The sequence below is a fragment of the Candidatus Symbiopectobacterium sp. NZEC135 genome (assembly GCF_025962695.1).
In genome coordinates this window covers 161,565-182,847 of sequence record NZ_JAGFPF010000003.1, presented here as the reverse complement: position 1 = coordinate 182,847, position 21,283 = coordinate 161,565, and the positions used below count along the sequence as shown (strand labels likewise).

The window sequence follows — 21,283 nt, the reverse complement described above, 5'->3', positions numbered from 1 at the left end:
AAAAGGAGTGGCGCTATCTGCACGGGCTATTTAGAATCGCGCATCATGAAAACAGAGAATCCATCAGTACAATTTATCGCAGTTTCTGCCGATGAAGCAGGGCAGCGTATCGACAACTTTTTGCTGGCGCGGCTGAAAGGCGTGCCGAAAAGTATGATTTACCGCATCTTGCGTAAAGGTGAGGTGCGTGTGAACAAAAAACGTACCAAGCCGGAATATAAGCTACTGGATGGCGATGTGGTGCGCGTTCCGCCCGTGCGCGTCGCGGAACGTGATGAACCCGCGGTGTCTGCCAGTCTCGGTAAAGTGGCCGCATTGGCCGATTGCATTCTGTATGAAGATGACAGCCTGATCGTGCTCAATAAACCCTCCGGCACGGCGGTACATGGCGGCAGCGGGCTGAGTTTTGGCGTCATTGAAGGGCTGCGCGCGCTGCGGCCTGAAGCGCGCTTTCTGGAGTTGGTGCACCGGCTCGATCGCGATACGTCAGGCGTATTGCTGATCGCAAAAAAACGGTCGGCGCTGCGTGCGCTGCATGAGCAACTGCGGCTTAAGGGCATGCAGAAAAATTATCTGGCACTGGTACGCGGTCAGTGGCAATCCCATTGCAAAGTGGTGCAGGCACCGCTGTTAAAGAATATCTTGCAAAGCGGTGAGCGCGTGGTGCGTGTCAGTAGCGAAGGGAAACCCTCGGAAACCCGTTTCAAGGTGGAGGAGCGCTTTGAGCAGGCGACGCTGGTGCGTGCCAGCCCAGTGACGGGGCGCACCCATCAGATCCGTGTGCATACGCAACATGCGGGCCACCCTATTGCGTTTGACGATCGCTATGGTGACAGAGAATTTGACCGGCAACTGGCTGCCACCGGGCTGTCGCGTTTGTTCTTGCATGCGCAGTCGTTGAGCTTTGAGCATCCCGGCACCGGTGAGATGATGCGTGTCGAAGCGCCGCTTGATGCTGCATTGCGCCACTGCTTACAGGTGTTGCGGCAGCAGAAATAATACCCGCCGTGTTTTACCGTAAAAATGCCAGCTTTGCGCTGGCGTTTTTGTTTTTATTGCTTCATTCACCCAACCCAACTGACGTTAATGGATTGACGCCTTCACCGCGCAGCATGTCGCACAGCGCAATTAACGGCAGGCCAACCAGCGTATTCGGATCGCGTCCGGACAGTTTATCAAACAGGGTGATACCCAATCCTTCACTTTTGAAACTGCCTGCACAGTGCCAAGGCTGCTCTCGCGCCAGATAGGCTGCAATCTCTTCTTCACTCAGCGCACGAAAATGCACGTCAAAGGGTTCAACCAGCGATTGCAACACACCGCTGGTGCTGTTGAGCAGCGCCAAACCGGTATAAAAGGTGACGCAATTACCGCTGGCCTGACGTAACTGCTGCGCCGCATTTTCCGGTATCAGCGGTTTTCCGGTAATGACACCGTTAAGCACGCAGACTTGATCGCCGCCGATGATCAGGTGTGAGGGATAGCGGGTAGCCAGCGCTTGCGCTTTCTCCCGTGCTAAGCGCTCAACCAGCGCGAGGGCGTTTTCTTGCGGATGTGGGGTTTCATCGATATCAGGATTGGCACACTGAAAAGGCAGCCCCAGCTTGGCGAGCAGGCTTTTACGGTAAGTGGAGGTAGAGGCAAGCACAATCTGAGACATAATTTTTACGATAAACCGTAGCGTAATCAAAAAAGGCATTTTACACTGTGCGCCGCTGTGAAAGCGAATCTGGGCGATCGCGAATCTTGATAAAATAGTAAGACAACGCCGCCTTTTCCTTTGACTCTATGTCGTTACGACGTTAATATGCGCGCCCTATGCAAAAGGTAAAATTACCCCTGACCCTGGATGCGGTTCGCACGGCTCAAAAACGTTTAGACTATGTTGGTGTCTACACGGTTGAACAAGTTGCGCGCGTTGCCGAGTCTGTGGTCAGTGTGGATAGTGATGTTCAGGTCTCTTTATCGTTTAATATCGATAATCAGCGCCTGGCGGTGATTAACGGCAGTGCACAAGTGGACGTTACGCTGATGTGCCAGCGCTGCCAAAAGCCGTTCGAACATCAGATTCACACCACATTTTGTTTCAGTCCTGTCGTCAATGACGAGCAGGCAGAGGCTCTGCCGGAAGCGTATGAGCCAATCGATGTCGATGAGTTTGGCGAGGTCGATTTGCTGGCGATGGTTGAAGATGAGATTATTCTCGTACTGCCCATCGCTCCGGTACATGATTCTGAACACTGTGAAGTGTCCGAAGCGGACATGGTGTTCGGTAAACTGCCTGAAGAGGTGGAGAAACCGAACCCGTTTGCCGTATTAGCCAGTTTAAAGCGTAAGTAATTAAGGAGTAAGGTCCATGGCCGTACAACAGAACAAACCTAGCCGTTCCAAACGTGGTATGCGTCGTGCTCACGATGCGCTGACCACCTCTTCTGTTTCCGTAGACAAAGTTTCTGGCGAAACTCATCTGCGTCACCACATCACTGCGGATGGCTACTACCGCGGTCGCAAGGTTATTGCCAAATAATTCTCGCGAATTATTAGCAAGGCAATACCTTGACACGCCTCACACTGGCGTTAGATGCAATGGGCGGGGACGTCGGTCCCTGCGTAACGGTGCCTGCTGCATTGCAGGCACTGGCTTCTAATCCGGGTCTTCACTTGTTATTGGTCGGCGATCCCGCTGCGCTTCATCCATTACTCGCCAAAGTCGATTCTGCTTTACTGTCCCGGTTGGAAATTGTGCCGGCTGAATCGGTTATTGCGAGTGATGCGCGTCCGTCGCAGGCGATCCGTGCCAGCCGTGGTACGTCGATGCGCATTGCGCTGGAACTGATTAAAACGGGTAGGGCACAGGCGTGCGTGAGTGCAGGAAATACCGGTGCCTTAATGGGACTGGCGAAACTGCTGCTCAAGCCGTTGGAAGGTATCGATCGTCCTGCTTTGGTGACAATGTTGCCGCATCAGCAGCAGGGCAAAACGGTGTTGCTGGATTTGGGTGCCAACGTCGAGTGTGATAGCGCGCAATTGGTACAGTTTGCCGTGATGGGTTCAGTGATGGCCGAAGAAGTGCTCTCGCTGGACAATCCGCGCGTTGCCCTGCTGAACATCGGCGAAGAAGAGACCAAAGGCCTGGCCGCGATTCGCGATGCGGCCGCGCAGTTAAAGAATACGCCCTCGATTAACTATATTGGTTACCTTGAAGGCAATGAGTTACTGACGGGCAAAACCGACGTGATGGTCTGTGACGGCTTTGTGGGTAATGTCACATTGAAGACGATGGAAGGCGTGGTAAGGATGTTCCTGTCACTGCTCAAATCGTCGTCAACCGATGTTGGACGTAAAGCGAAGCAGGCGTGGTGGCTCACGTTGATCGGCCGTTTTATCCAAAGACGATTGGCGAAACGGTTCGGTCATCTCAATCCTGATCAATATAATGGCGCATGTCTGTTAGGGCTGCGGGGCACCGTGATAAAAAGCCATGGCGCGGCGAATCAACGGGCGTTTGCCGTCGCTATCGAACAGGCAATGCAGGCGGTGCAGCGGCAACTTCCCGACAGGATTGCGGCGCGCCTGAAAACTGTATTACCCAAGAGTGACTGAGCGTACATGTATACTAAAATAATCGGAACGGGCAGTTTTTTGCCTGAACAAATCAGGACGAACGCTGATTTAGAACAATTGGTCGACACTTCCGATGAATGGATTGTGACGCGCACCGGTATCCGTGAGCGCCGCATTGCCGGGCCGGATGAAAACGTGGCGACCATGGGACATCAGGCCGCGCTGAATGCGCTGGAGATGGCGGGCATCGATAAGGACAAAATTGGCTTGCTGATTGTGGCAACCACGTCCTCTACGCACGCGTTTCCGAGTGCGGCTTGCCAGGTTCAGCAGATGCTGGAGATCCGCGATACCATCGCCTTTGACGTCGCTGCGGCTTGCGCAGGGTTTACCTATGCGCTCAGCATTGCCGATCAATACATTAAAAACGGTGCGGTAGATTACGCGCTGGTGATTGGCTCAGACACGCTGGCGCGCACGCTGGATCCTGCCGATCGCGGCACGATCATTCTGTTTGGTGACGGCGCGGGCGCGGTCGTGTTGGGCCAGTCGGAACAACCCGGCATCCTGTCAACCCACCTGCATGCAGATGGCCGCTATGGTCAACTGTTGACGCTGCCTCATCAGGATCGTGCGCATCAGGATCAACCGGCCTACCTGACCATGGCGGGCAACGAAGTGTTTAAAGTTGCCGTGACGGAACTGGCGCATATCGTTGAAGAAACGCTGCATGCTGCACAGCTCGATAAGAGCGAGCTGGACTGGCTGGTGCCGCACCAGGCTAACCTGCGTATCATCAGTGCTACGGCGAAAAAATTGGGTATGGGCATGGACAAGGTTGTGGTGACACTCGATCGCCACGGCAATACGTCGGCCGCTTCCGTTCCCAGCGCGCTGGATGAAGCAGTGCGCGATGGGCGGATAAAACCCGGTCAGTTGATCCTGCTGGAAGCCTTTGGCGGCGGGTTCACCTGGGGTTCTGCGCTGGTTCGTTTTTGATCAAACGGGACGTTTAATATGACGCAATTTGCAATGGTATTTCCGGGGCAAGGGTCCCAGACAGTCGGCATGCTGGCTGAGCTGGCGGCAGAATACCCGGTAGTACAAGACACCTTTGCTCAGGCTTCTGAGGTATTGGGTTACGACCTGTGGCAGCTCACTGCACAAGGCCCGGCGGAAGAACTGAATAAAACCTGGCAAACTCAACCGGCACTGCTGACGGCGTCGGTCGCGATTTGGCGGGTGTGGCAGCAGCAGGGCGGCAAACAGCCCGCGCTGATGGCAGGGCACAGTCTGGGCGAATATTCGGCGCTGGTGTGCGCTGGCGCTCTGGACTTTCAGGAAGCGGTGCGTCTGGTTGAACTGCGCGGAAAACTGATGCAGGAAGCCGTGCCGGAAGGGACGGGCGCGATGTACGCTATCATTGGTCTGGATAACGATGCCATTGCTGCTGCCTGTGAAGCGTCTGCCGAGGGGCAGGTGGTTTCTCCGGTGAATTTTAACTCACCGGGTCAGGTCGTGATCGCGGGTAACAAAGAAGCCGTTGAGCGTGCCGGTGCGGCTTGCAAAGCTGCCGGGGCCAAGCGTGCGTTGCCGTTGCCGGTGAGTGTGCCTTCTCACTGCGCGTTGATGAAACCTGCGGCAGAAAAACTGGCAGAGGCGTTAAAAACGATTACAGTTACTACGCCAGCCATTCCAGTGATTAACAACGTTGATGCGCGTAGCGAAACCGATCCCGATGCCATCCGTGCGGCGCTGGTGAAACAGCTTTACAGCCCAGTGCGCTGGACCGAGTGTGTTTCCAACGTTGCAGCGCAGGGCGTTGAGCGCTTGCTGGAAGTGGGGCCAGGCAAAGTGTTGACCGGGCTGACAAAACGTATCGTTGATACCCTGAGTGCGGCGGCGGTTAACGATCCGGCTTCACTGTCTGCGGCCCTGGAACAATAAAACGGAGAGTACCATGAGCTTTGAAGGAAAAATTGCCCTGGTAACAGGCGCAAGCCGCGGTATTGGCCGTGCGATAGCAGAAACGCTGGTGGCACGCGGTGCCACCGTGGTGGGAACCGCGACCAGCGAAAATGGCGCGCAAGCCATCAGCGAGTGGTTGGGTGCCAATGGCAAAGGCTATATGCTCAATGTCGCCGATCAGGCGTCCGTTGAGGCCGTATTGACAGCGATTCGTGCGGATTTCGGTGAAATCGATATTTTGGTCAACAACGCCGGCATTACGCGTGATAACCTGTTGATGCGAATGAAAGACGACGAGTGGCAAGATATTATCGACACTAATTTGACATCGGTATTCCGTCTGTCAAAAGCGGTGTTACGCGCCATGATGAAAAAACGCTTTGGCCGTATCGTTACCATAGGCTCCGTCGTCGGAACCATGGGGAACGGCGGACAGGCGAACTACGCGGCAGCGAAAGCGGGCCTGATCGGTTTTAGCAAGTCGCTGGCGCGTGAAGTGGCCTCACGCGGCATTACGGTCAATGTGGTTGCGCCAGGTTTTATCGAAACCGATATGACGAAGGCATTGACAGAAGAACAACGTGCAGGCATTTTGAGCCAGGTTCCCGCGAACCGTCTTGGGGACGCGAAAGAGATCGCCAGTGCTGTTGCTTTTTTGGCCTCCGATGAGGCTGGTTATATTACGGGTGAGACATTGCATGTCAACGGCGGCATGTATATGATCTAAATAGCTCGGAATTTATTTGCGTTATTTGCGGTGAAAACCGCAAAATAGCACAAAATCGTGGTTAGACCAGCCGGGATTTTGTTGCATCTTTTTCAACATTTTATACACTACGAAAACCATCGCGAAAGCGAGTTTTGATAGGAAATTTAAGAGTATGAGCACTATCGAAGAACGCGTTAAGAAAATCATCGTTGAACAGCTTGGTGTTAAATCGGAAGAAGTGGTTAACAACGCTTCCTTCGTTGATGACCTCGGCGCGGATTCTCTTGACACCGTTGAACTGGTAATGGCGCTGGAAGAAGAATTTGATACTGAAATTCCAGACGAAGAAGCAGAAAAAATCACAACTGTTCAGGCAGCCATTGATTTTATTCAGGCTAACCAGCAGTAAGCGAACATATCTAGGCGGTCACTCGACCGCCTAAGTTTTCTTTGTCCCGCAGTGTCATATTTTCCCTCCCTGGAGGACAAGCGTGTCTAAGCGTCGTGTAGTTGTGACCGGACTGGGCATGTTAACTCCTGTCGGCAATACAGTTGAGTCCACCTGGACTGCTCTTCTTGCCGGTCAGAGTGGCATCGGCCCGATCGACCATTTCGATACTACTGCCTATGCAACCCGTTTTGCTGGCTTAGTAAAGGATTTCAATAGTGAGGATTTCATCTCGCGCAAAGAAGCGCGCAAGATGGATGCCTTTATCCAATACGGCATTGCTGCTGGCATTAACGCCATGCGCGATTCCGGTATTGAAGTGACGGAAGAAAACGCGGCGCGCTTCGGTGCGGCGATCGGTTCCGGCATTGGTGGCCTGGGTCTCATTGAAGAGAACCACAGTTCACTGGTGAACGGCGGTCCGCGTAAAATCAGCCCGTTCTTTGTCCCTTCCACCATTGTTAACATGGTGGCAGGGCATCTGAGCATCATGTTCGGACTGCGTGGTCCGAGTATTTCCATTGCCACTGCCTGTACGTCTGGCGTGCATAATATTGGCCATGCGGCGCGCATCATTGCTTACAACGATGCAGATATTATGCTGGCTGGCGGCGCGGAAAAAGCCAGTACGCCTCTGGGCGTTGGTGGATTTGGCGCAGCCCGTGCACTGTCCACGCGTAACGACAATCCTCAGGCGGCAAGCCGTCCGTGGGATAAAGATCGTGACGGTTTCGTGCTGGGTGACGGCGCCGGGATCATGGTGCTGGAAGAGTATGAGCATGCGAAGAAACGCGGCGCGAAAATTTACGCCGAAATCGTTGGCTTCGGCATGAGCAGCGATGCCTATCACATGACGTCACCGCCGGAAAACGGCGCTGGCGCAGCGTTGGCGATGGAAAACGCTTTGCGCGATGCGGGTATCACTCCGGCCCAGATTGGGTACATCAACGCGCATGGCACTTCAACGCCTGCGGGCGATCTGGCGGAAACGCACGCTGTGAAATCGGTGTTTGGTGAACAAGCGAGCCGCGTAATGGTAAGCTCAACCAAATCCATGACCGGCCACCTGTTAGGGGCTGCGGGTGCGGTGGAATCCATTTTCACGGCGCTGGCGCTGCGCGATCAGGCGGTTCCGCCGACCATCAATCTGGATAACCCGGACGAAGGTTGCGACTTGGATTTTGTACCGCATGAAGCACGTCAGGTTTCCGGTATGGAATACACACTGTGTAACTCCTTCGGATTTGGCGGCACTAACGGTTCACTGGTGTTCCGCCGCGTGTAATAGTGCGTCGATACCGCTAAAAACCCGGGTAACCGGGTTTTTTTTTGCCTGTCTCCCACCGTTGTGGGCAGCGTAAAATTCAGAACGCACCACTTGTTGCCGTGATGGGTTACTGGCACTCTGAACGTCACGCCGTTGCCACTACCCCAGCGTTGTTGGCATCGGTGTTCATGAACCCGTTGGGTGAGGGCAGCGTATGTTGTGGATAAATGGCCAGGCGCAAGCGCAGATAGCCGTTACCGATCGTGGCCTCCAGTATGGTGATGGCTGCTTTACCACCGCACGCGTGCTGGAAGGCAAGATCGTGTGGTTGCCATTGCATATGGCGCGATTACGTCAGGACACCGCGCGCTTGCATATTCCGTTTATGGCATGGGATACACTGCAAGCCGAAATGGAACGGGCGGCGCAGGGCGTAGAGCAAGGCGTAGTGAAAACTATCGTAACCCGTGGCAGCGGCGGACGCGGTTACAGCACGCTGTCGTGCAGCGAACCGACACGTATTGTCATGCAGACGGGCTATCCTGCTCACTACACCGAATGGCGCAAGCAGGGCATCTCCCTTGGCATCAGTCCGGTCACGTTGGGGCAAAATCCACGCTTGGCGGGCATTAAACACCTGAACCGACTGGAGCAGATCCTGATACGCCAGGAGATGGAAGCGCAAGGTGTCGATGACGTGGTGGTGCTTGACACTGAGGGCTGCCTGGTGGAATGCTGTGCGGCCAATTTGTTTTGGCGCAAGGGCTGTCAGGTATTTACGCCTGATTTGTCCGTCGCGGGGGTGAGCGGGGTTGCGCGTCAGCAGGTGATGGCCTGCTTGTCCCAATACCCCGATTATCAGCTACAGGTGGTGCGTGAACCCGTGACGACGCTCGCCGATGCCGATGAAGTGTTTGTTTGTAATGCATTGATGCCGGTGCTTCCGGTCAATCAAATTGATACCTGGTGTTATCGCTCCAGAGCGTTGTACCAACTACTGAGCCCTAACGGTTAGTCGATGGTTGAATGATGAAAAGAAAGAAGACGCTATTTTTCCTGCTGCTGGTGATAGTACTCGCCTCGGCACTCGGCGCCGCATGGCATAACCTGCAACAGTTTGCCCGTTCACCGCTATTGATTGAACAGGAAACCATTTTTACCCTCCCAGCCGGAACCGGCAGAGAAGCGCTGGAAACGGCGCTGACCGAACAGCAGGTGATCCCGCCAACGGTGCTGTTTCAGTGGCTGCTGCGTGCGGAGCCCGAATTGGCAAAGTTTAAAGCAGGGACCTACCGTTTTATGCCGGGCATGACGGTACGGGAGATGCTGGCGTTGCTGGCGAGCGGTAAAGAGGCGCAATTCTCTATTCGTTTTGTCGAAGGATCGCGACTGCGCGATTGGTTAGACACGTTGAAAACTGCACCCTACCTGACACACAGCGTGCAGGATAAAACGCCGCAAGAGATTGCTGCACTGCTGGATATTAAAGAAGCAGAGAGCCCGGAAGGCTGGCTCTATCCTGACACCTACCTCTACACCGCAGGCACACGTGATAGCGATCTGCTGCTGCGCGCGCATCATCGCATGCGTAGTGTGGTGGACGGGGTGTGGAAAAACCGTGAGGCGGGGTTGCCCTATGCGTCGCCGGAAGAACTGTTGACCATGGCCTCCATCGTGGAAAAAGAGACGGCGGTCAAAGAAGAACGTCCTCAGGTCGCGTCGGTATTTGTCAACCGTCTACGCGCTGGCATGCGCCTGCAAACCGACCCTACCGTGATTTATGGTATGGGTGAGGATTATCGTGGTGTGATAACGCGTAGCGCGTTGGATACCGCCACGCCGTATAATACTTATGTGATTGCCGGGTTGCCGCCGACCCCGATCGCCATGCCGAGCCGAGCTGCCCTTGAAGCCGCTGCGCATCCGGCAAAAACAGATTATCTTTATTTTGTGGCGGACGGGAAGGGAGGACACCGTTTCACGACCAACCTTGCCGATCATAACCGTGCAGTGCGCGCGTACCGCTCAACGCTGAAGGACCGGGATGAACAGTAAATTTATCGTGATTGAAGGATTGGAAGGCGCAGGCAAAACCAGTGCGCAGAACACCGTATTGGCAACCTTACGGGCGCACGGCGTGCAGGATGTGGTCTTTACCCGTGAACCGGGTGGTACACCATTGGCCGAGCGGCTGCGTGGCCTGATAAAACAAGGTGCCGATGATGAGAGAATCACGGATAAAGCGGAATTATTGATGCTTTATGCCGCGCGCGTACAGTTAGTGGAGAATGTCATCAAACCCGCGTTGGCGCGTGGTAGTTGGGTGATTGGCGATCGCCACGATCTCTCCTCGCAGGCTTATCAGGGCGGCGGGCGCGGTATGGATCAACAGCTCATGCAGTCACTGCGTGATACCGTGCTGGGCGCGTTTCGCCCCGATCTTACCCTGTACCTGGATATCCCGCCGGAACAGGGATTGGCGCGCGCGCGCCAGCGCGGTGCGCTCGATCGTATTGAGCAGGAATCGCTGGATTTCTTCGCCCGCACCCGCGCGCGCTATCAAGCGCTGGCTGCCGCCGATGCTACTATCGTTACCATTGATGCCTCGCAGTCGCTGGAGAAGGTGAGTGTGGATATTGAAACCGCACTGGTGCGGTGGCTTGGTCAGCAACAGACACAAGATGCTGTGCCGTTGTCGGTACAGGAGCGCTAAGCATGGAATGGTATCCCTGGCTGAATGGGCCCTATCGGCAACTGATTGAGGGATATCAGGAGGGGCGAGCGCACCATGCAGTATTGCTGCACGCGCTGCCGGGTATGGGGCGTGAATCGCTGGTGTATGCGTTATCCCGCCGTGTGCTGTGCCAGAAGCCTGAGGGCATGAAGAGCTGCGGAGAGTGTCATTCCTGTAAATTGATGATGGCAGGTACGCACCCAGACTGGTATGCCCTCAGCCCGGAAAAAGGCAAACAGACGTTAGGGGTTGATGCGATACGCAGCGTATTGGAAAACCTCTATCAGCGTTCACGGCAGGGCGGTGCGAAGCTGGTGTGGATTGAAAACAGCGAACAGTTGACCGAAGCAGCAGCCAACGCATTGTTAAAAACCCTGGAAGAACCGCCAGAAGCGACCTATTTTCTGCTCGGTTGCCATGAGCCAATGCGGTTGTTGGCGACGTTGCGCAGCCGTTGCCTGCACCTTTATCTGCCTACGCCTGACGAAGCGCAGAGCGTTGTCTGGCTCAATAAACGACACCCTGCATCTGCGCAGGCGCTACAAACTGCGCTGCGTTTACAGGCGGGTGCACCGCTGGCGGCTGAGCACTTGCTGCAAGACGATACCGCACGTCAGCGCACGGCATTATGTCAGGCGCTGGCAAATGCGGTACCCGCGCGTGCGTTTTATTCGTTGTTGCCGCAACTGAACCACGAAGACGCACCGGAGCGTATTCACTGGCTGTCCTCGCTACTGCTAGATGCATTAAAAATACAGCGTGGCGCTGCTAGCGCGCGCGTTAACCTCGATCAGGATGCGCTGATAGCGCTGTTAGCCAACCAATTACCCGCTGCGGAAATCGATGCGGTGCTGGCGCGTTGGCTGCGCTGCCGCCATCAACTCCTGACGGTGACAGGCGTGAACCGTGAACTCCTGCTGGCCGATGTGCTGCTGGAATGGGAGCAACGGTTTCAAACGGCAAGCCTGAATGCCCTCCCTCCTTTCTCTGTTTGATAAGCGTTGAGTAAATAGCATGTTATTAGTGGATTCGCACTGCCACCTTGATGGTCTGGATTATCAATCTCTGCATAAAGATGTGTCTGATGTGTTGGCCAAAGCGCGGGCGCGTGACGTCGGTTTTGTGCTGGCGGTGGCAACCACACTGCCCGGTTTTCGCACCATGCGTGAACTGATCGGCGATCGACCGGGAGTGGCCTATTCGTGCGGTGTGCATCCTCTTAATCAGGATGCACCGTATGATTATGCTGAGCTACGCCAACTTGCTGCCGATCCGCGCGTGGTGGCGATGGGTGAAACGGGCCTTGATTACCACTATCAGCCGGAAACCCAGGCGCAGCAGCGTGATTCCTTTCGCGAACATATTCGCGTTGGCTGTGAATTAAACAAACCGGTTATCGTGCATACCCGTTCGGCACGTCAGGATACCCTTGATATCCTGAAAGAAGAGGGGGTAGAGCGCTGTGGTGGCGTGTTGCACTGCTTCACCGAGGATATCGCGACGGCGCGCACGCTGCTGGATATGGGGTTCTACATCTCGTTTTCAGGCATTGTGACGTTTCGCAATGCCGATGAACTTCGGGACGTCGCCCGCTTTGTTCCGCTGGATCGCCTGCTGGTTGAAACTGACTCCCCATGGTTGGCACCGGTGCCATTTCGTGGCAAAGAGAACCAGCCTGCCTACGTGCGTGATGTTGCCGAGTATCTGTCCGTGCTAAAAGGTGTTGATATTGCACAATTAGCGGCGGCTACCACAGACAATTTCTCCCGCCTATTCCACATCGATTCGCAGCGGTTGACCGCCGCCGTCTAGTGTTTGAAAATGGCTGAGTTTTTTTGTGCCGCGTAATTAATTGACGCTCACCTGTGCGCTGGTTGGTGATTTCGCCGCCAGCGACAGCGATCCTGTCTGCCTGCATCGTACAGAAATAGCGATTTTGTGCGCTGCTCGACCTGTTGGCGCGATGAAACGTGATAGCAGTCAAACATTGAATGATTCATTTATTTTACTCTGCGTAAAAATTAAAAGAGGGATAAATCCCTCAAATAACAAAGGGTATCCTCCCCGCCTTTTGTTGCTATAACGCCGTAAAGCACTATTACTCAGGAGCACACTCAATTATGTTCAAGAATGCATTTGCCAACCTGCAAAAAGTAGGTAAGTCGCTGATGCTGCCTGTTTCCGTACTGCCCATTGCAGGTATCCTGCTGGGCGTCGGATCGGCAAACTTTAGCTGGCTGCCGGCCATCGTCTCTAGCGTGATGGCGCAAGCGGGTGACTCCGTATTCGCCAATATGCCACTGATTTTCGCCATCGGCGTAGCCCTCGGTTTTACCAATAATGATGGGGTTTCCGCGCTGGCGGCCGTTGTTGCCTACGGTATTATGGTGAAAACGATGGCAGCGGTGGCTCCATTGGTGCTGCAACTGCCGCCCGAAGTGATCATCAAAGAACACCTGGCGGATACTGGGGTGCTCGGCGGGATCATCGCCGGTGCCATTGCGGCCTACATGTTCAACCGCTTTTACCGCATCCAGTTGCCGGAATACCTGGGCTTTTTTGCCGGTAAGCGCTTTGTGCCGATTATCTCCGGCCTGACGGCGATTATCACCGGTGTGGCGCTCTCCTTTATCTGGCCACCGGTCGGGACCGCAATCCAGACGTTCTCGCATTGGGCGGCTTATCAGAACCCAGTGTTGGCCTTCGGTCTGTACGGTATTGTTGAACGTTCACTGGTACCGTTTGGTTTGCACCATATTTGGAACGTACCGTTCCAGATGCAGATCGGTGAATTCACCAACGCAGCGGGACAAGTGTTCCACGGTGACATTCCGCGTTACATGGCCGGTGACCCGACCGCGGGTAAACTGGCGGGCGGCTTCCTGTTCAAGATGTACGGTCTGCCTGCGGCGGCGATTGCTATCTGGCACTCCGCGAAGCCGGAGAATCGCGCTAAAGTGGGCGGCATCATGCTCTCTGCGGCGTTGACCTCATTCCTGACCGGGATCACCGAACCGATCGAGTTCTCTTTCCTGTTTGTGGCACCGATCCTGTATGTGATCCATGCCATTCTGGCAGGTTTGGCGTTCCCCATCTGTATCCTGCTGGGCATGCGCGATGGCACCAGCTTCTCCCACGGTTTGATCGACTTCGTGGTGCTGAGTGGTAACGGCAGCAATCTGTGGCTGTTCCCGATCGTTGGCTTGTGCTACGCGCTGGCTTACTACACCATCTTCCGTGTGCTGATTGCCAAACTGAATCTGAAAACGCCGGGCCGTGAAGAGAGCACCTCTGAACAGTCTGCGCAGAACAACAGTGAAATGGCAGCGGCGCTGGTAACTGCCTTTGGTGGCAAAGAAAACATCACCAATCTGGACGCCTGTATTACGCGTTTGCGCGTCAGCGTCGGCGATGTCGCCAAAGTGGATCAGGCAGGCCTGAAAAAACTCGGTGCAGCTGGCGTTGTGGTTGCAGGCTCCGGTGTACAGGCGATTTTTGGTACGAAGTCTGACAACCTGAAAACGGATATGGATGAGTACATCCGTAATCACTGATTCGTTGTCCGGGGAGTGATAAAGGGAGCGTAAGCTCCCTTTTTTATTGGGTGCTGACCTGCGCAGAAAAAGCCGCAAATCAAATATCTGAACAAGAAAAAACAGAAAGAAGGTTGAAAGCAACCGAAAGTGTCACTCATACTGCCGTAACCATTCGGCATTACACGTTTACAAGGAACTCAAACATGGCTGAAGAAACCATTTTCAGTAAAATTATCCGCCGGGAAATTCCTTCCGACATCGTCTATCAGGATGAACTGGTGACGGCCTTTCGTGATATCGCGCCTCGCACGCCAACGCACGTTTTGATCGTGCCTAACGTATTGATTCCGACTGTAAACGATGTTTTGCCTGAGCACGAACAGGCACTGGGAAGATTGTTCACTGTCGCCAGCAAGATCGCGCGCGATGAGGGCATTGATGAAGACGGCTATCGTCTGATCGTTAACTGCAATCGCCATGGCGGCCAGGAAGTCTATCATATTCATATGCACCTGCTGGGTGGTCGTCCTCTGGGGCCGTTGTTGTCGGACTAACGTGATGAACATCCAGATTGTGCGCAACCTGTTATCTGCTGTGTTGGTGTTGGGGGCCGTCGCGTGTTCCAGCACACCGCCCGTGTTGACCATCAACGAGCGGCAAACACTCGTGCTTGATGCCTCTCTGTTGTCCGCCGGGATCACGGCCTCAAAACCCGATCTGACCACGCGCAGTGAGGGGGGAAGCGCTTGGGCGGTGCTGCGCAATACGTCATCTCAGGCGGTGGCGGTGCAGTACCGCTTCTACTGGTATGACGCAAAAGGGTTAGATGTGCTGCCTTATGACGAGGTGCGCAGCGTTCTGGTGCAGGCGCAGGGCGAAGTGCGTATTTCTGGCGCGCACGAGGGGCAGAATGTTCAGCAAGTCCGCCTCCATCTGTTTCTGTAAAAGCGTTTAGAGAGGAAAGCATGAAAAAGTATCTTGTGCTGCTGTTCGGGGCAATGGTGTTGACCGGATGTATGACCCGTCCGCCAGAGCAACAGCCACCGGCGCAGATAGAACCGGTACAACCGTCACAGCCGGAAGTGGTCACGCCGCCGCCGGGGCAGCCGGTGCCTACGCCGCCGAAAATTCAAACACTGAACTGGGAAGGCAGCGTCGGGCCATTAGTGGCGCAAATGCGGCAGGCCAGTGGTGTCGCGCCCGGCAGTATCCTGCTGGTTGACAGCGTGAAGAACAACACCAACGGCGCACTGCCGGTCGCGAAGGCGACAGCGGCGATTTATGATGCGCTGGGGAACGGAAAAGCGTTCACGCTGGTGCCGCGTGAACAGGTGGCCGTTGCGAAACAGACGCTGGGGTTATCGGCGGAGGACAGTCTGGGCTCGCGCACGAAGGCGATTGGCCTGGCACGCTACGTGAGCGCGCAGTATGTGCTCTACAGCGATGTCAGCGGTGATGTGAAAACCCCGCAGTTGGATATGCAACTGATGCTGGTGCAAACCGGTGAAATCGTATGGTCGGGAAATGCTGCCGTCCAGCAGTAAAGTGGCGCTTGAACGTCTGCTTGCGCAACGCTTTCCGGCGGTTGATACCGCCGGTTTTCATTTCGATGCCGTGAACGGTTCGGGTCGCGGCTGCTGGCGCGTTCGCGTGGGCGATCGTGAACTGCTGGCGCGGCCGCAAACCACCGAGGCGGCGCAGTTGGGCGTATCCAGACAGCGTGAATACCGGGTGTTACGCCAACTCTCAGTACGCCATTTGGCCCCGAAGCCTGTGGTGTACCGCGACGGTTGGCTCATTGTGGAATGGGCGGCAGGGGCTACGGCATCTGCGCAGGATTTTTCCTGTGTATTGGAAAACGGATCGCTGGCACAACTGCTCAGTCAGCTTCACTGCCAGCCCTGCTGTGGCTTTCGTTTGAATTTACCGATGCAGTTTATCCGCCATTGGCAACACATGGATCCGCGTCGGCGCACGCCTGCGTTACTGCGCTGGCACCACCATTTTCAACGCGTTGCGCCGCCTGACCAGCTCGCATGGGCACCCTTGCACCTTGATGTGCACAGCGAGAATGTCTTGATCACGCCGCAGGGAACGCTGCTGCTTATCGATTGGGAATACGCCGCCGATGGTGATATTGGACTGGAACTGGCGCTGTTGGTGCGCGGCAACGGGCTGGACGTTGCATCACAGCGACGTTTGCTACAGACTTACCAGCAGTTGCGCCCCGGTTTGTGCGCGCAGGCGTTGAACGCATCGGTTCAACAGTGGCTGCCCTGGGCCGATTATCTTATCCTGATGTGGTGTGAGGTGTGTTGGCATCAAACGGGGCAAACGGCGTTTTTAGCGGCAGGTTCGGCATCGCGTCGAGCCCTCGGGCTACACGCGTAATCCGGACGAATACGCTACACACCTGCGCGCCAGATAACCTGTCATCGGTCAATGCAGACTCAATTCATCGGGTGTATTATCAAAAAGCGTCTGCCTGTTGTGATAGAGGGCGACGTCTGACGTTGGTCGTATCCGGAGGATGAGGTTCAGATGATTATCTACTTGCATGGCTTTGATTCCACTAGCCCTGGCAACCATGAAAAAGTGTTGCAGTTGCAGTTTATTGACCAGGACGTTGAGCTGCTGAGTTACAGTACGCTTCATCCCCGCCATGACATGCAACATTTGCTCAAACAAGTCGACAAGCTGATTCAGCGTGCACAGGATGAGCGTCCGCTGATTTGTGGTGTCGGGCTGGGCGGTTTTTGGGCCGAACGTATCGGCTTCCTATGTGATATTCGCCAGGTCATTTTTAATCCAAACCTGTTCCCGCAAGAGAACATGGTAGGAAAAATCGACAGGCCCGAAGAGTATGCGGACATTGCCACCAAGTGTGTCGCTAATTTCCGCGAGAAGAATCGCGATCGCTGTCTGACCGTGCTGTCACGTAATGATGAAATGCTGGATAGTCAGCGCAGTGCTGCACTGTTGGGATCGTTCTACGAAGTCATTTGGGACGACATTCAGACGCATAAATTCAAGAGTATCTCGCCGCACCTTCAGCGCATTAAGGCGTTTAAAACGCTCGGCTGATCGCTATACCCCCTCCCATTTTTCCCTGTCACGACGTTTGACGTTCCTCGTCCAACGTCGTGTGTCCTATACTGATATCCGCACCTGCAAAATAATTTGATGAATTCAAAAGGAAATTTTTTGCCGCGAATCAAGCGGATGAAAAATAAATTGATATATATCAATTTTGGTATGACCAAATGACCTAGCGTGCTATTCTTCCCACAGATTTGGCATTTAACTTATGAGAACCCTATGTAATATAAGGATATTATTTTTTACGCCTTATTAACTATTGGTTCACAATCAGGGGGTCGTTTTGACATCAGCACTTAAAAAAATTGTTATTGTCGGCGGTGGAGCCGGCGGTTTGGAATTAGCCACCAGCCTGGGTCATAAGCTGGGGCGCAAAAGCAAAGCTGAGATCACCTTGGTCGATCGTAATCAAAGTCATTTATGGAAACCGTTGCTGCACGAAGTGGCAACAGGCTCGATGGATGATGACATTGACGCGCTGAGCTATCTGGCACATGCACGTAACCACGGTTTCCATTTTCAGTTAGGCACGTTGATGGACATCGATCGTGAATGTCAGTGCATTCGACTGGCCGAAATCGATAACGATCAGGGTGAAATGCTGGTTGCGGAACGTTCGCTGCCCTATGACATTTTGGTGATTGCGCTGGGCAGTATCTCTAACGACTTCGGTACCACCGGCGTCAAAGACAACTGTATTTTTCTCGACAGCCCCAAACAGGCGCGCCGTTTCCACAATGAAATGCTCAACCTGTTTCTGAAATTCACCTCAAACACTAACGACGATAAAGAAAAGGTTAACATTGCTATCGTCGGCGGTGGCGCGACGGGGGTAGAACTCTCCGCGGAACTGCATAATGCGGTGAAGCAACTACACAGCTATGGTTTTGACGGGTTGGATAATCAGGCTCTGAACGTGACGCTGGTAGAAGCCGGGGAGCGCATTTTGCCCGCGTTGCCACCGCGTATTTCTGCCGCCGCGCATCAGGAGTTGACCAATATCGGTGTACGCGTTCTGACCAAAACCATGGTCACGGAAGCGAAACCCGGTGGTTTGCACACCAAAGAGGGCGAGTTTATTGAAGCCGATTTGATGGTGTGGGCCGCAGGGATCAAAGCTCCTGATGCCATGAAAGAGATTGCTGGTCTGGAAACCAACCGCATCAACCAGCTGGTGGTGGAACCGACGCTGCAAACCACGCGCGATCCAAACATCTATGCGATCGGTGATTGCGCATCGTGCCTGCAACCGAGCGGCAGCGTTGTCCCGCCGCGTGCCCAGGCGGCGCATCAGATGGCGACGCGCTGCTATCACAATATCCTCGCCCAGCTCAACGGTCAGGCGCTGAAGCCTTATGTCTATAAGGATCACGGTTCGCTGGTGTCGCTGTCCAAGTTCAGCACCGTCGGCAGCCTGATGGGTAACCTGATGCGTGGATCGGTAATGGTGGAAGGGCGCATTGCGCGCGTGGTGTATATTTCACTGTACCGTATGCACCAGATTGCCTTGCACGGCTACACCAAAACCGGGTTGATGATGCTGGTGGGCGGTATTAACCGCGTGATTCGCCCGCGTTTGAAACTGCATTAACCGACGGGGTCTACAACGTGCTGCCGGTTGGGGCGGCACGTTTTCCGGTCCTGAAGGGCCAGAATTTAGCGCTTTTTTACTCTCAGAATAACATCTCGCCTTAACGCCAATTCCCCCTAAGAAAAATCCCAAATAACCGCATTTTATTAACATACCTACGCTTTTGGTTAACTAATCTGATTGTCACGTTTACGCTTCGAATGCACACTTTTGCCAGTTATCAACGAAACAACGCACGCTGTAATGGCTGATACCGACGTTAAGGGCACCATCCCCTGACGCTCATGAATACAGCGAATAAAGCAGGTGCGAGCGGTCATTCAGGAGGTTTCTGTGAACAAATCCATGTTAGCGGGGGTGGGTATCGGTGTGGCTGCTGCTCTAGGCGTAGCGGCGGTAGCCAGCATGGAGGTATTTTCACCCGAGCCGCAGTTTGCCCAGGTAATCTCGGCAACACCCATTAAAGAAACGGTGAAAACACCGCGTCAGGAGTGCCGCGATGTCAGCGTAACCCACCGTCGCCCGGTGCAAGATGAGAATCGTCTGGCGGGGTCGGTGCTTGGCGCGGTGGCTGGTGGCGTATTGGGGCATCAGGTCGGCGGTGGTCGAGGCAAGGATATTGCCACGGTGGCGGGGGCGTTGGCGGGTGGATATGCAGGCAATCAGGTTCAGGGCCATATGCAGAACAATGATACCTACTCCACGACGCAACAGCGTTGCCAGACGGTGTATGACAAATCCCAGAAAGTACTGGGCTATGATGTCACTTACAAAATTGGCGCGCAGCAAGGCAAGATCCGTATGGATCGCGATCCAGGCACCCAAATCCCGTTGGATAGAAATGGGCAACTGGTGCTGAATCAAAAGGCATAAGTGGAAATCTGACACGCCCATCAGGGCGTGTCATTGCTCGTTTAACGCTGAAACAATAATTCAGCCCAGCGTGCCAACCCGGCGGTGACGGAACCAAAATCATCGCCGCTGGCGATAGACACATCAGGCAATGCTTGTTGTACCGCCAGACGCAACTGCGGCGAGCGCGCGCTGCCACCGGTCAGATAGATGACATCTGGACGTGTTCCACTGTCATCCAACGCCTGGCGAATCTGGGTTTGAATCTGCGATACGGGTTGGGCAATCGCCTGCACCATCTCGTCGGCAGAGACGCGTGTTGCCAGCGCGGTTTCGATAAATGCCAGCGCGGCGTCGGTCAGGGGCGCATCGGATAAGGCAATTTTGCAGGCTTCTGCTTGTTGCACCAAGCGATAGCTCAAGCGCTGCTGCCAGACGCTCAGTAAACGTTTAACCTGTGCAGGTTCACGCGCATCGCGGATCATCTCGTTGATCAGTGTACGGGTTGCATTGTTGTAAAACGCACTCTGTGCTGGCACATCGTTAATGGCGACCGCATTCCACCAAGGCAAGGTCGGCAAGGCGATGCCTTTTTCCGTCATACCATTCATACCGAGCAGCGGCATAAACTGTTTGAAGGCCAGTTGGATATCGAGATCGTTGCCGCCGGTACGGCATCCGCTGTGCCCTAGCAGACTGTCGTGACGCTCTTGCTTGCGGTGCCACGCAGGCCCCATCAACAGCATCGAGCAGTCGGTAGTTCCCCCGCCGATATCGACCACCAGCACCCGCGTTTCCTGCTGTAGCGTCGCTTCAAAATCCAGCCCGGCGGCGACGGGCTCAAACTGAAAGGCGATATCACGAAATCCGGCGCGCGTTGCGGCGCGCTCAAGAATGTCCTGTGCCTGCTTATCCGCCGCATCGCCACCGATACTTTGGAAATGGATTGGCCGACCAATCACCGCCTGCGTGATGGTATCTTCCGCCTGTTGCTCCGCCTGCTGGCGAATATGCAGCATCATGGCGCACACCAGATCTTCAAAAAAGGCGATCTGCTGCGCTTTTAACCCTACCGCCCCTAAAAAAGACTTGGGGGACTTCACGAACCACACTTCTTGCGGGTCATCCATATAACGTGCCAGCGCCGCTTGCCCAAAGTGTACGCTCTGGGGTTCAACGACAATATCTTCATCGCGGTTGTAGCTGATGGCACGTCTCAGCAGTTGCGCATTTTCGCCTTCGGCCTCGACGTGATGATGACGCCACAACCATTCGCTGACGGCTTCACGCGTCGGCGCGCACAGCATGGATGAGAGATAGGGAGAGTTGTTTTCCAGTGGCAACAGGCGTGGCGTGCCATTTTGCATCAGTGCAACGGAACAGTTGGCCGTGCCGTAGTCAAAGCCGATAAACATGTTATCCCTCCCGGTAACAAGAAAAAGGCGGGGATTTTACTGCGTGTAAAGCGGCTTGTATAGAGGCACATCTTTTTCAGGATAAACGGGGTTGCGTATC

General features: G+C 54.6%; 24 protein-coding genes. 22 read left to right on the top strand and 2 right to left on the bottom strand.

Annotation, left to right across the window (positions count from 1 at the left end):
- Positions 1-45: 45 nt before the first annotated feature.
- Positions 46-999: a 23S rRNA pseudouridine(955/2504/2580) synthase RluC gene (gene rluC / locus J5224_RS03510; RefSeq protein WP_264624037.1), complete on the top strand. Its 954-nt coding sequence runs from the start codon at positions 46-48 to the stop codon at positions 997-999.
- A gap of 61 nt (positions 1,000-1,060) precedes the next feature.
- Here the strand turns inward: rluC and J5224_RS03505 are convergent, their stop codons facing one another.
- Positions 1,061-1,660 carry a Maf family protein gene (locus tag J5224_RS03505; protein WP_264624036.1) on the bottom strand — a complete coding sequence of 200 codons (600 nt, stop codon included), beginning with the start codon at positions 1,658-1,660 and terminating at the stop codon, positions 1,061-1,063.
- Between the two features lie 158 nt (positions 1,661-1,818).
- Between J5224_RS03505 and yceD the strand changes: the two genes are divergently transcribed.
- From yceD to J5224_RS03400, 21 genes are all read left to right on the top strand, one after another.
- Positions 1,819-2,340, top strand: a complete 522-nt coding sequence (gene yceD, locus J5224_RS03500) for a 23S rRNA accumulation protein YceD (RefSeq protein WP_264624035.1) — start codon at positions 1,819-1,821, stop codon at positions 2,338-2,340.
- Between the two features lie 16 nt (positions 2,341-2,356).
- Complete coding sequence (gene rpmF, locus J5224_RS03495) at positions 2,357-2,527, top strand: 50S ribosomal protein L32 (RefSeq protein WP_009112338.1); 171 nt, start codon at positions 2,357-2,359, stop codon at positions 2,525-2,527.
- A 29-nt stretch (positions 2,528-2,556) separates the two neighbouring features.
- A complete protein-coding gene (gene plsX, locus J5224_RS03490; RefSeq protein WP_264624034.1) occupies positions 2,557-3,603 on the top strand; it encodes a phosphate acyltransferase PlsX in 1,047 nt (348 codons plus the stop codon).
- A gap of 6 nt (positions 3,604-3,609) precedes the next feature.
- The gene (locus J5224_RS03485; protein ID WP_264624033.1) at positions 3,610-4,563 is read left to right on the top strand and encodes a beta-ketoacyl-ACP synthase III; all 954 of its coding nucleotides are present in this window, start codon (positions 3,610-3,612) and stop codon (positions 4,561-4,563) included.
- An 18-nt stretch (positions 4,564-4,581) separates the two neighbouring features.
- Positions 4,582-5,511 (top strand): ACP S-malonyltransferase, encoded by a 930-nt coding sequence (gene fabD / locus J5224_RS03480; protein WP_264624032.1) that lies wholly within the window; start codon positions 4,582-4,584, stop codon positions 5,509-5,511.
- Positions 5,512-5,524: 13 nt separating this feature from the next.
- Positions 5,525-6,259, top strand: a complete 735-nt coding sequence (gene fabG, locus J5224_RS03475) for a 3-oxoacyl-ACP reductase FabG (protein WP_264624031.1) — start codon at positions 5,525-5,527, stop codon at positions 6,257-6,259.
- A gap of 154 nt (positions 6,260-6,413) precedes the next feature.
- Complete coding sequence (acpP, locus tag J5224_RS03470; protein ID WP_264624030.1) at positions 6,414-6,650, top strand: acyl carrier protein; 237 nt, start codon at positions 6,414-6,416, stop codon at positions 6,648-6,650.
- Positions 6,651-6,732: 82 nt separating this feature from the next.
- Positions 6,733-7,974 (top strand): beta-ketoacyl-ACP synthase II, encoded by a 1,242-nt coding sequence (gene fabF, locus J5224_RS03465; protein WP_264624029.1) that lies wholly within the window; start codon positions 6,733-6,735, stop codon positions 7,972-7,974.
- Positions 7,975-8,170: 196 nt separating this feature from the next.
- The gene (gene pabC, locus J5224_RS03460; protein WP_264624028.1) at positions 8,171-8,971 is read left to right on the top strand and encodes an aminodeoxychorismate lyase; all 801 of its coding nucleotides are present in this window, start codon (positions 8,171-8,173) and stop codon (positions 8,969-8,971) included.
- Between the two features lie 14 nt (positions 8,972-8,985).
- Positions 8,986-10,011 carry an endolytic transglycosylase MltG gene (gene mltG, locus J5224_RS03455; RefSeq protein WP_264624071.1) on the top strand — a complete coding sequence of 342 codons (1,026 nt, stop codon included), beginning with the start codon at positions 8,986-8,988 and terminating at the stop codon, positions 10,009-10,011.
- A complete protein-coding gene (tmk, locus tag J5224_RS03450) occupies positions 10,001-10,669 on the top strand; it encodes a dTMP kinase (RefSeq protein ID WP_264624027.1) in 669 nt (222 codons plus the stop codon). Before mltG ends, tmk begins: the two co-directional genes overlap by 11 nt.
- A gap of 2 nt (positions 10,670-10,671) precedes the next feature.
- Positions 10,672-11,685: a DNA polymerase III subunit delta' gene (gene holB / locus J5224_RS03445; protein ID WP_264624026.1), complete on the top strand. Its 1,014-nt coding sequence runs from the start codon at positions 10,672-10,674 to the stop codon at positions 11,683-11,685.
- A 19-nt stretch (positions 11,686-11,704) separates the two neighbouring features.
- The gene (locus J5224_RS03440) at positions 11,705-12,502 is read left to right on the top strand and encodes a metal-dependent hydrolase (RefSeq protein WP_264624025.1); all 798 of its coding nucleotides are present in this window, start codon (positions 11,705-11,707) and stop codon (positions 12,500-12,502) included.
- Positions 12,503-12,810: 308 nt separating this feature from the next.
- Positions 12,811-14,244, top strand: a complete 1,434-nt coding sequence (ptsG, locus tag J5224_RS03435; protein ID WP_264624024.1) for a PTS glucose transporter subunit IIBC — start codon at positions 12,811-12,813, stop codon at positions 14,242-14,244.
- Positions 14,245-14,429: 185 nt separating this feature from the next.
- On the top strand, positions 14,430-14,780 hold the full coding sequence (hinT, locus tag J5224_RS03430) for a purine nucleoside phosphoramidase (RefSeq protein ID WP_264624023.1): 351 nt from the start codon (positions 14,430-14,432) through the stop codon (positions 14,778-14,780).
- Positions 14,781-14,784: 4 nt separating this feature from the next.
- Complete coding sequence (locus tag J5224_RS03425) at positions 14,785-15,171, top strand: YcfL family protein (protein ID WP_264624022.1); 387 nt, start codon at positions 14,785-14,787, stop codon at positions 15,169-15,171.
- A 20-nt stretch (positions 15,172-15,191) separates the two neighbouring features.
- Positions 15,192-15,770 (top strand): penicillin-binding protein activator LpoB, encoded by a 579-nt coding sequence (gene lpoB, locus J5224_RS03420; RefSeq protein ID WP_264624021.1) that lies wholly within the window; start codon positions 15,192-15,194, stop codon positions 15,768-15,770.
- A complete protein-coding gene (locus J5224_RS03415) occupies positions 15,730-16,617 on the top strand; it encodes a phosphotransferase (protein ID WP_264624020.1) in 888 nt (295 codons plus the stop codon). Before lpoB ends, J5224_RS03415 begins: the two co-directional genes overlap by 41 nt.
- Positions 16,618-16,767: 150 nt before the next feature.
- Positions 16,768-17,310 carry an alpha/beta hydrolase YcfP gene (gene ycfP / locus J5224_RS03410; RefSeq protein WP_264624019.1) on the top strand — a complete coding sequence of 181 codons (543 nt, stop codon included), beginning with the start codon at positions 16,768-16,770 and terminating at the stop codon, positions 17,308-17,310.
- A gap of 298 nt (positions 17,311-17,608) precedes the next feature.
- Positions 17,609-18,916 carry an NAD(P)/FAD-dependent oxidoreductase gene (locus tag J5224_RS03405; RefSeq protein ID WP_264624018.1) on the top strand — a complete coding sequence of 436 codons (1,308 nt, stop codon included), beginning with the start codon at positions 17,609-17,611 and terminating at the stop codon, positions 18,914-18,916.
- Between the two features lie 333 nt (positions 18,917-19,249).
- On the top strand, positions 19,250-19,789 hold the full coding sequence (locus J5224_RS03400) for a glycine zipper 2TM domain-containing protein (RefSeq protein ID WP_264624017.1): 540 nt from the start codon (positions 19,250-19,252) through the stop codon (positions 19,787-19,789).
- A gap of 41 nt (positions 19,790-19,830) precedes the next feature.
- Here the strand turns inward: J5224_RS03400 and yegD are convergent, their stop codons facing one another.
- The gene (yegD, locus tag J5224_RS03395; protein WP_264624016.1) at positions 19,831-21,183 is read right to left on the bottom strand and encodes a molecular chaperone; all 1,353 of its coding nucleotides are present in this window, start codon (positions 21,181-21,183) and stop codon (positions 19,831-19,833) included.
- Positions 21,184-21,283 lie beyond the last annotated feature (100 nt).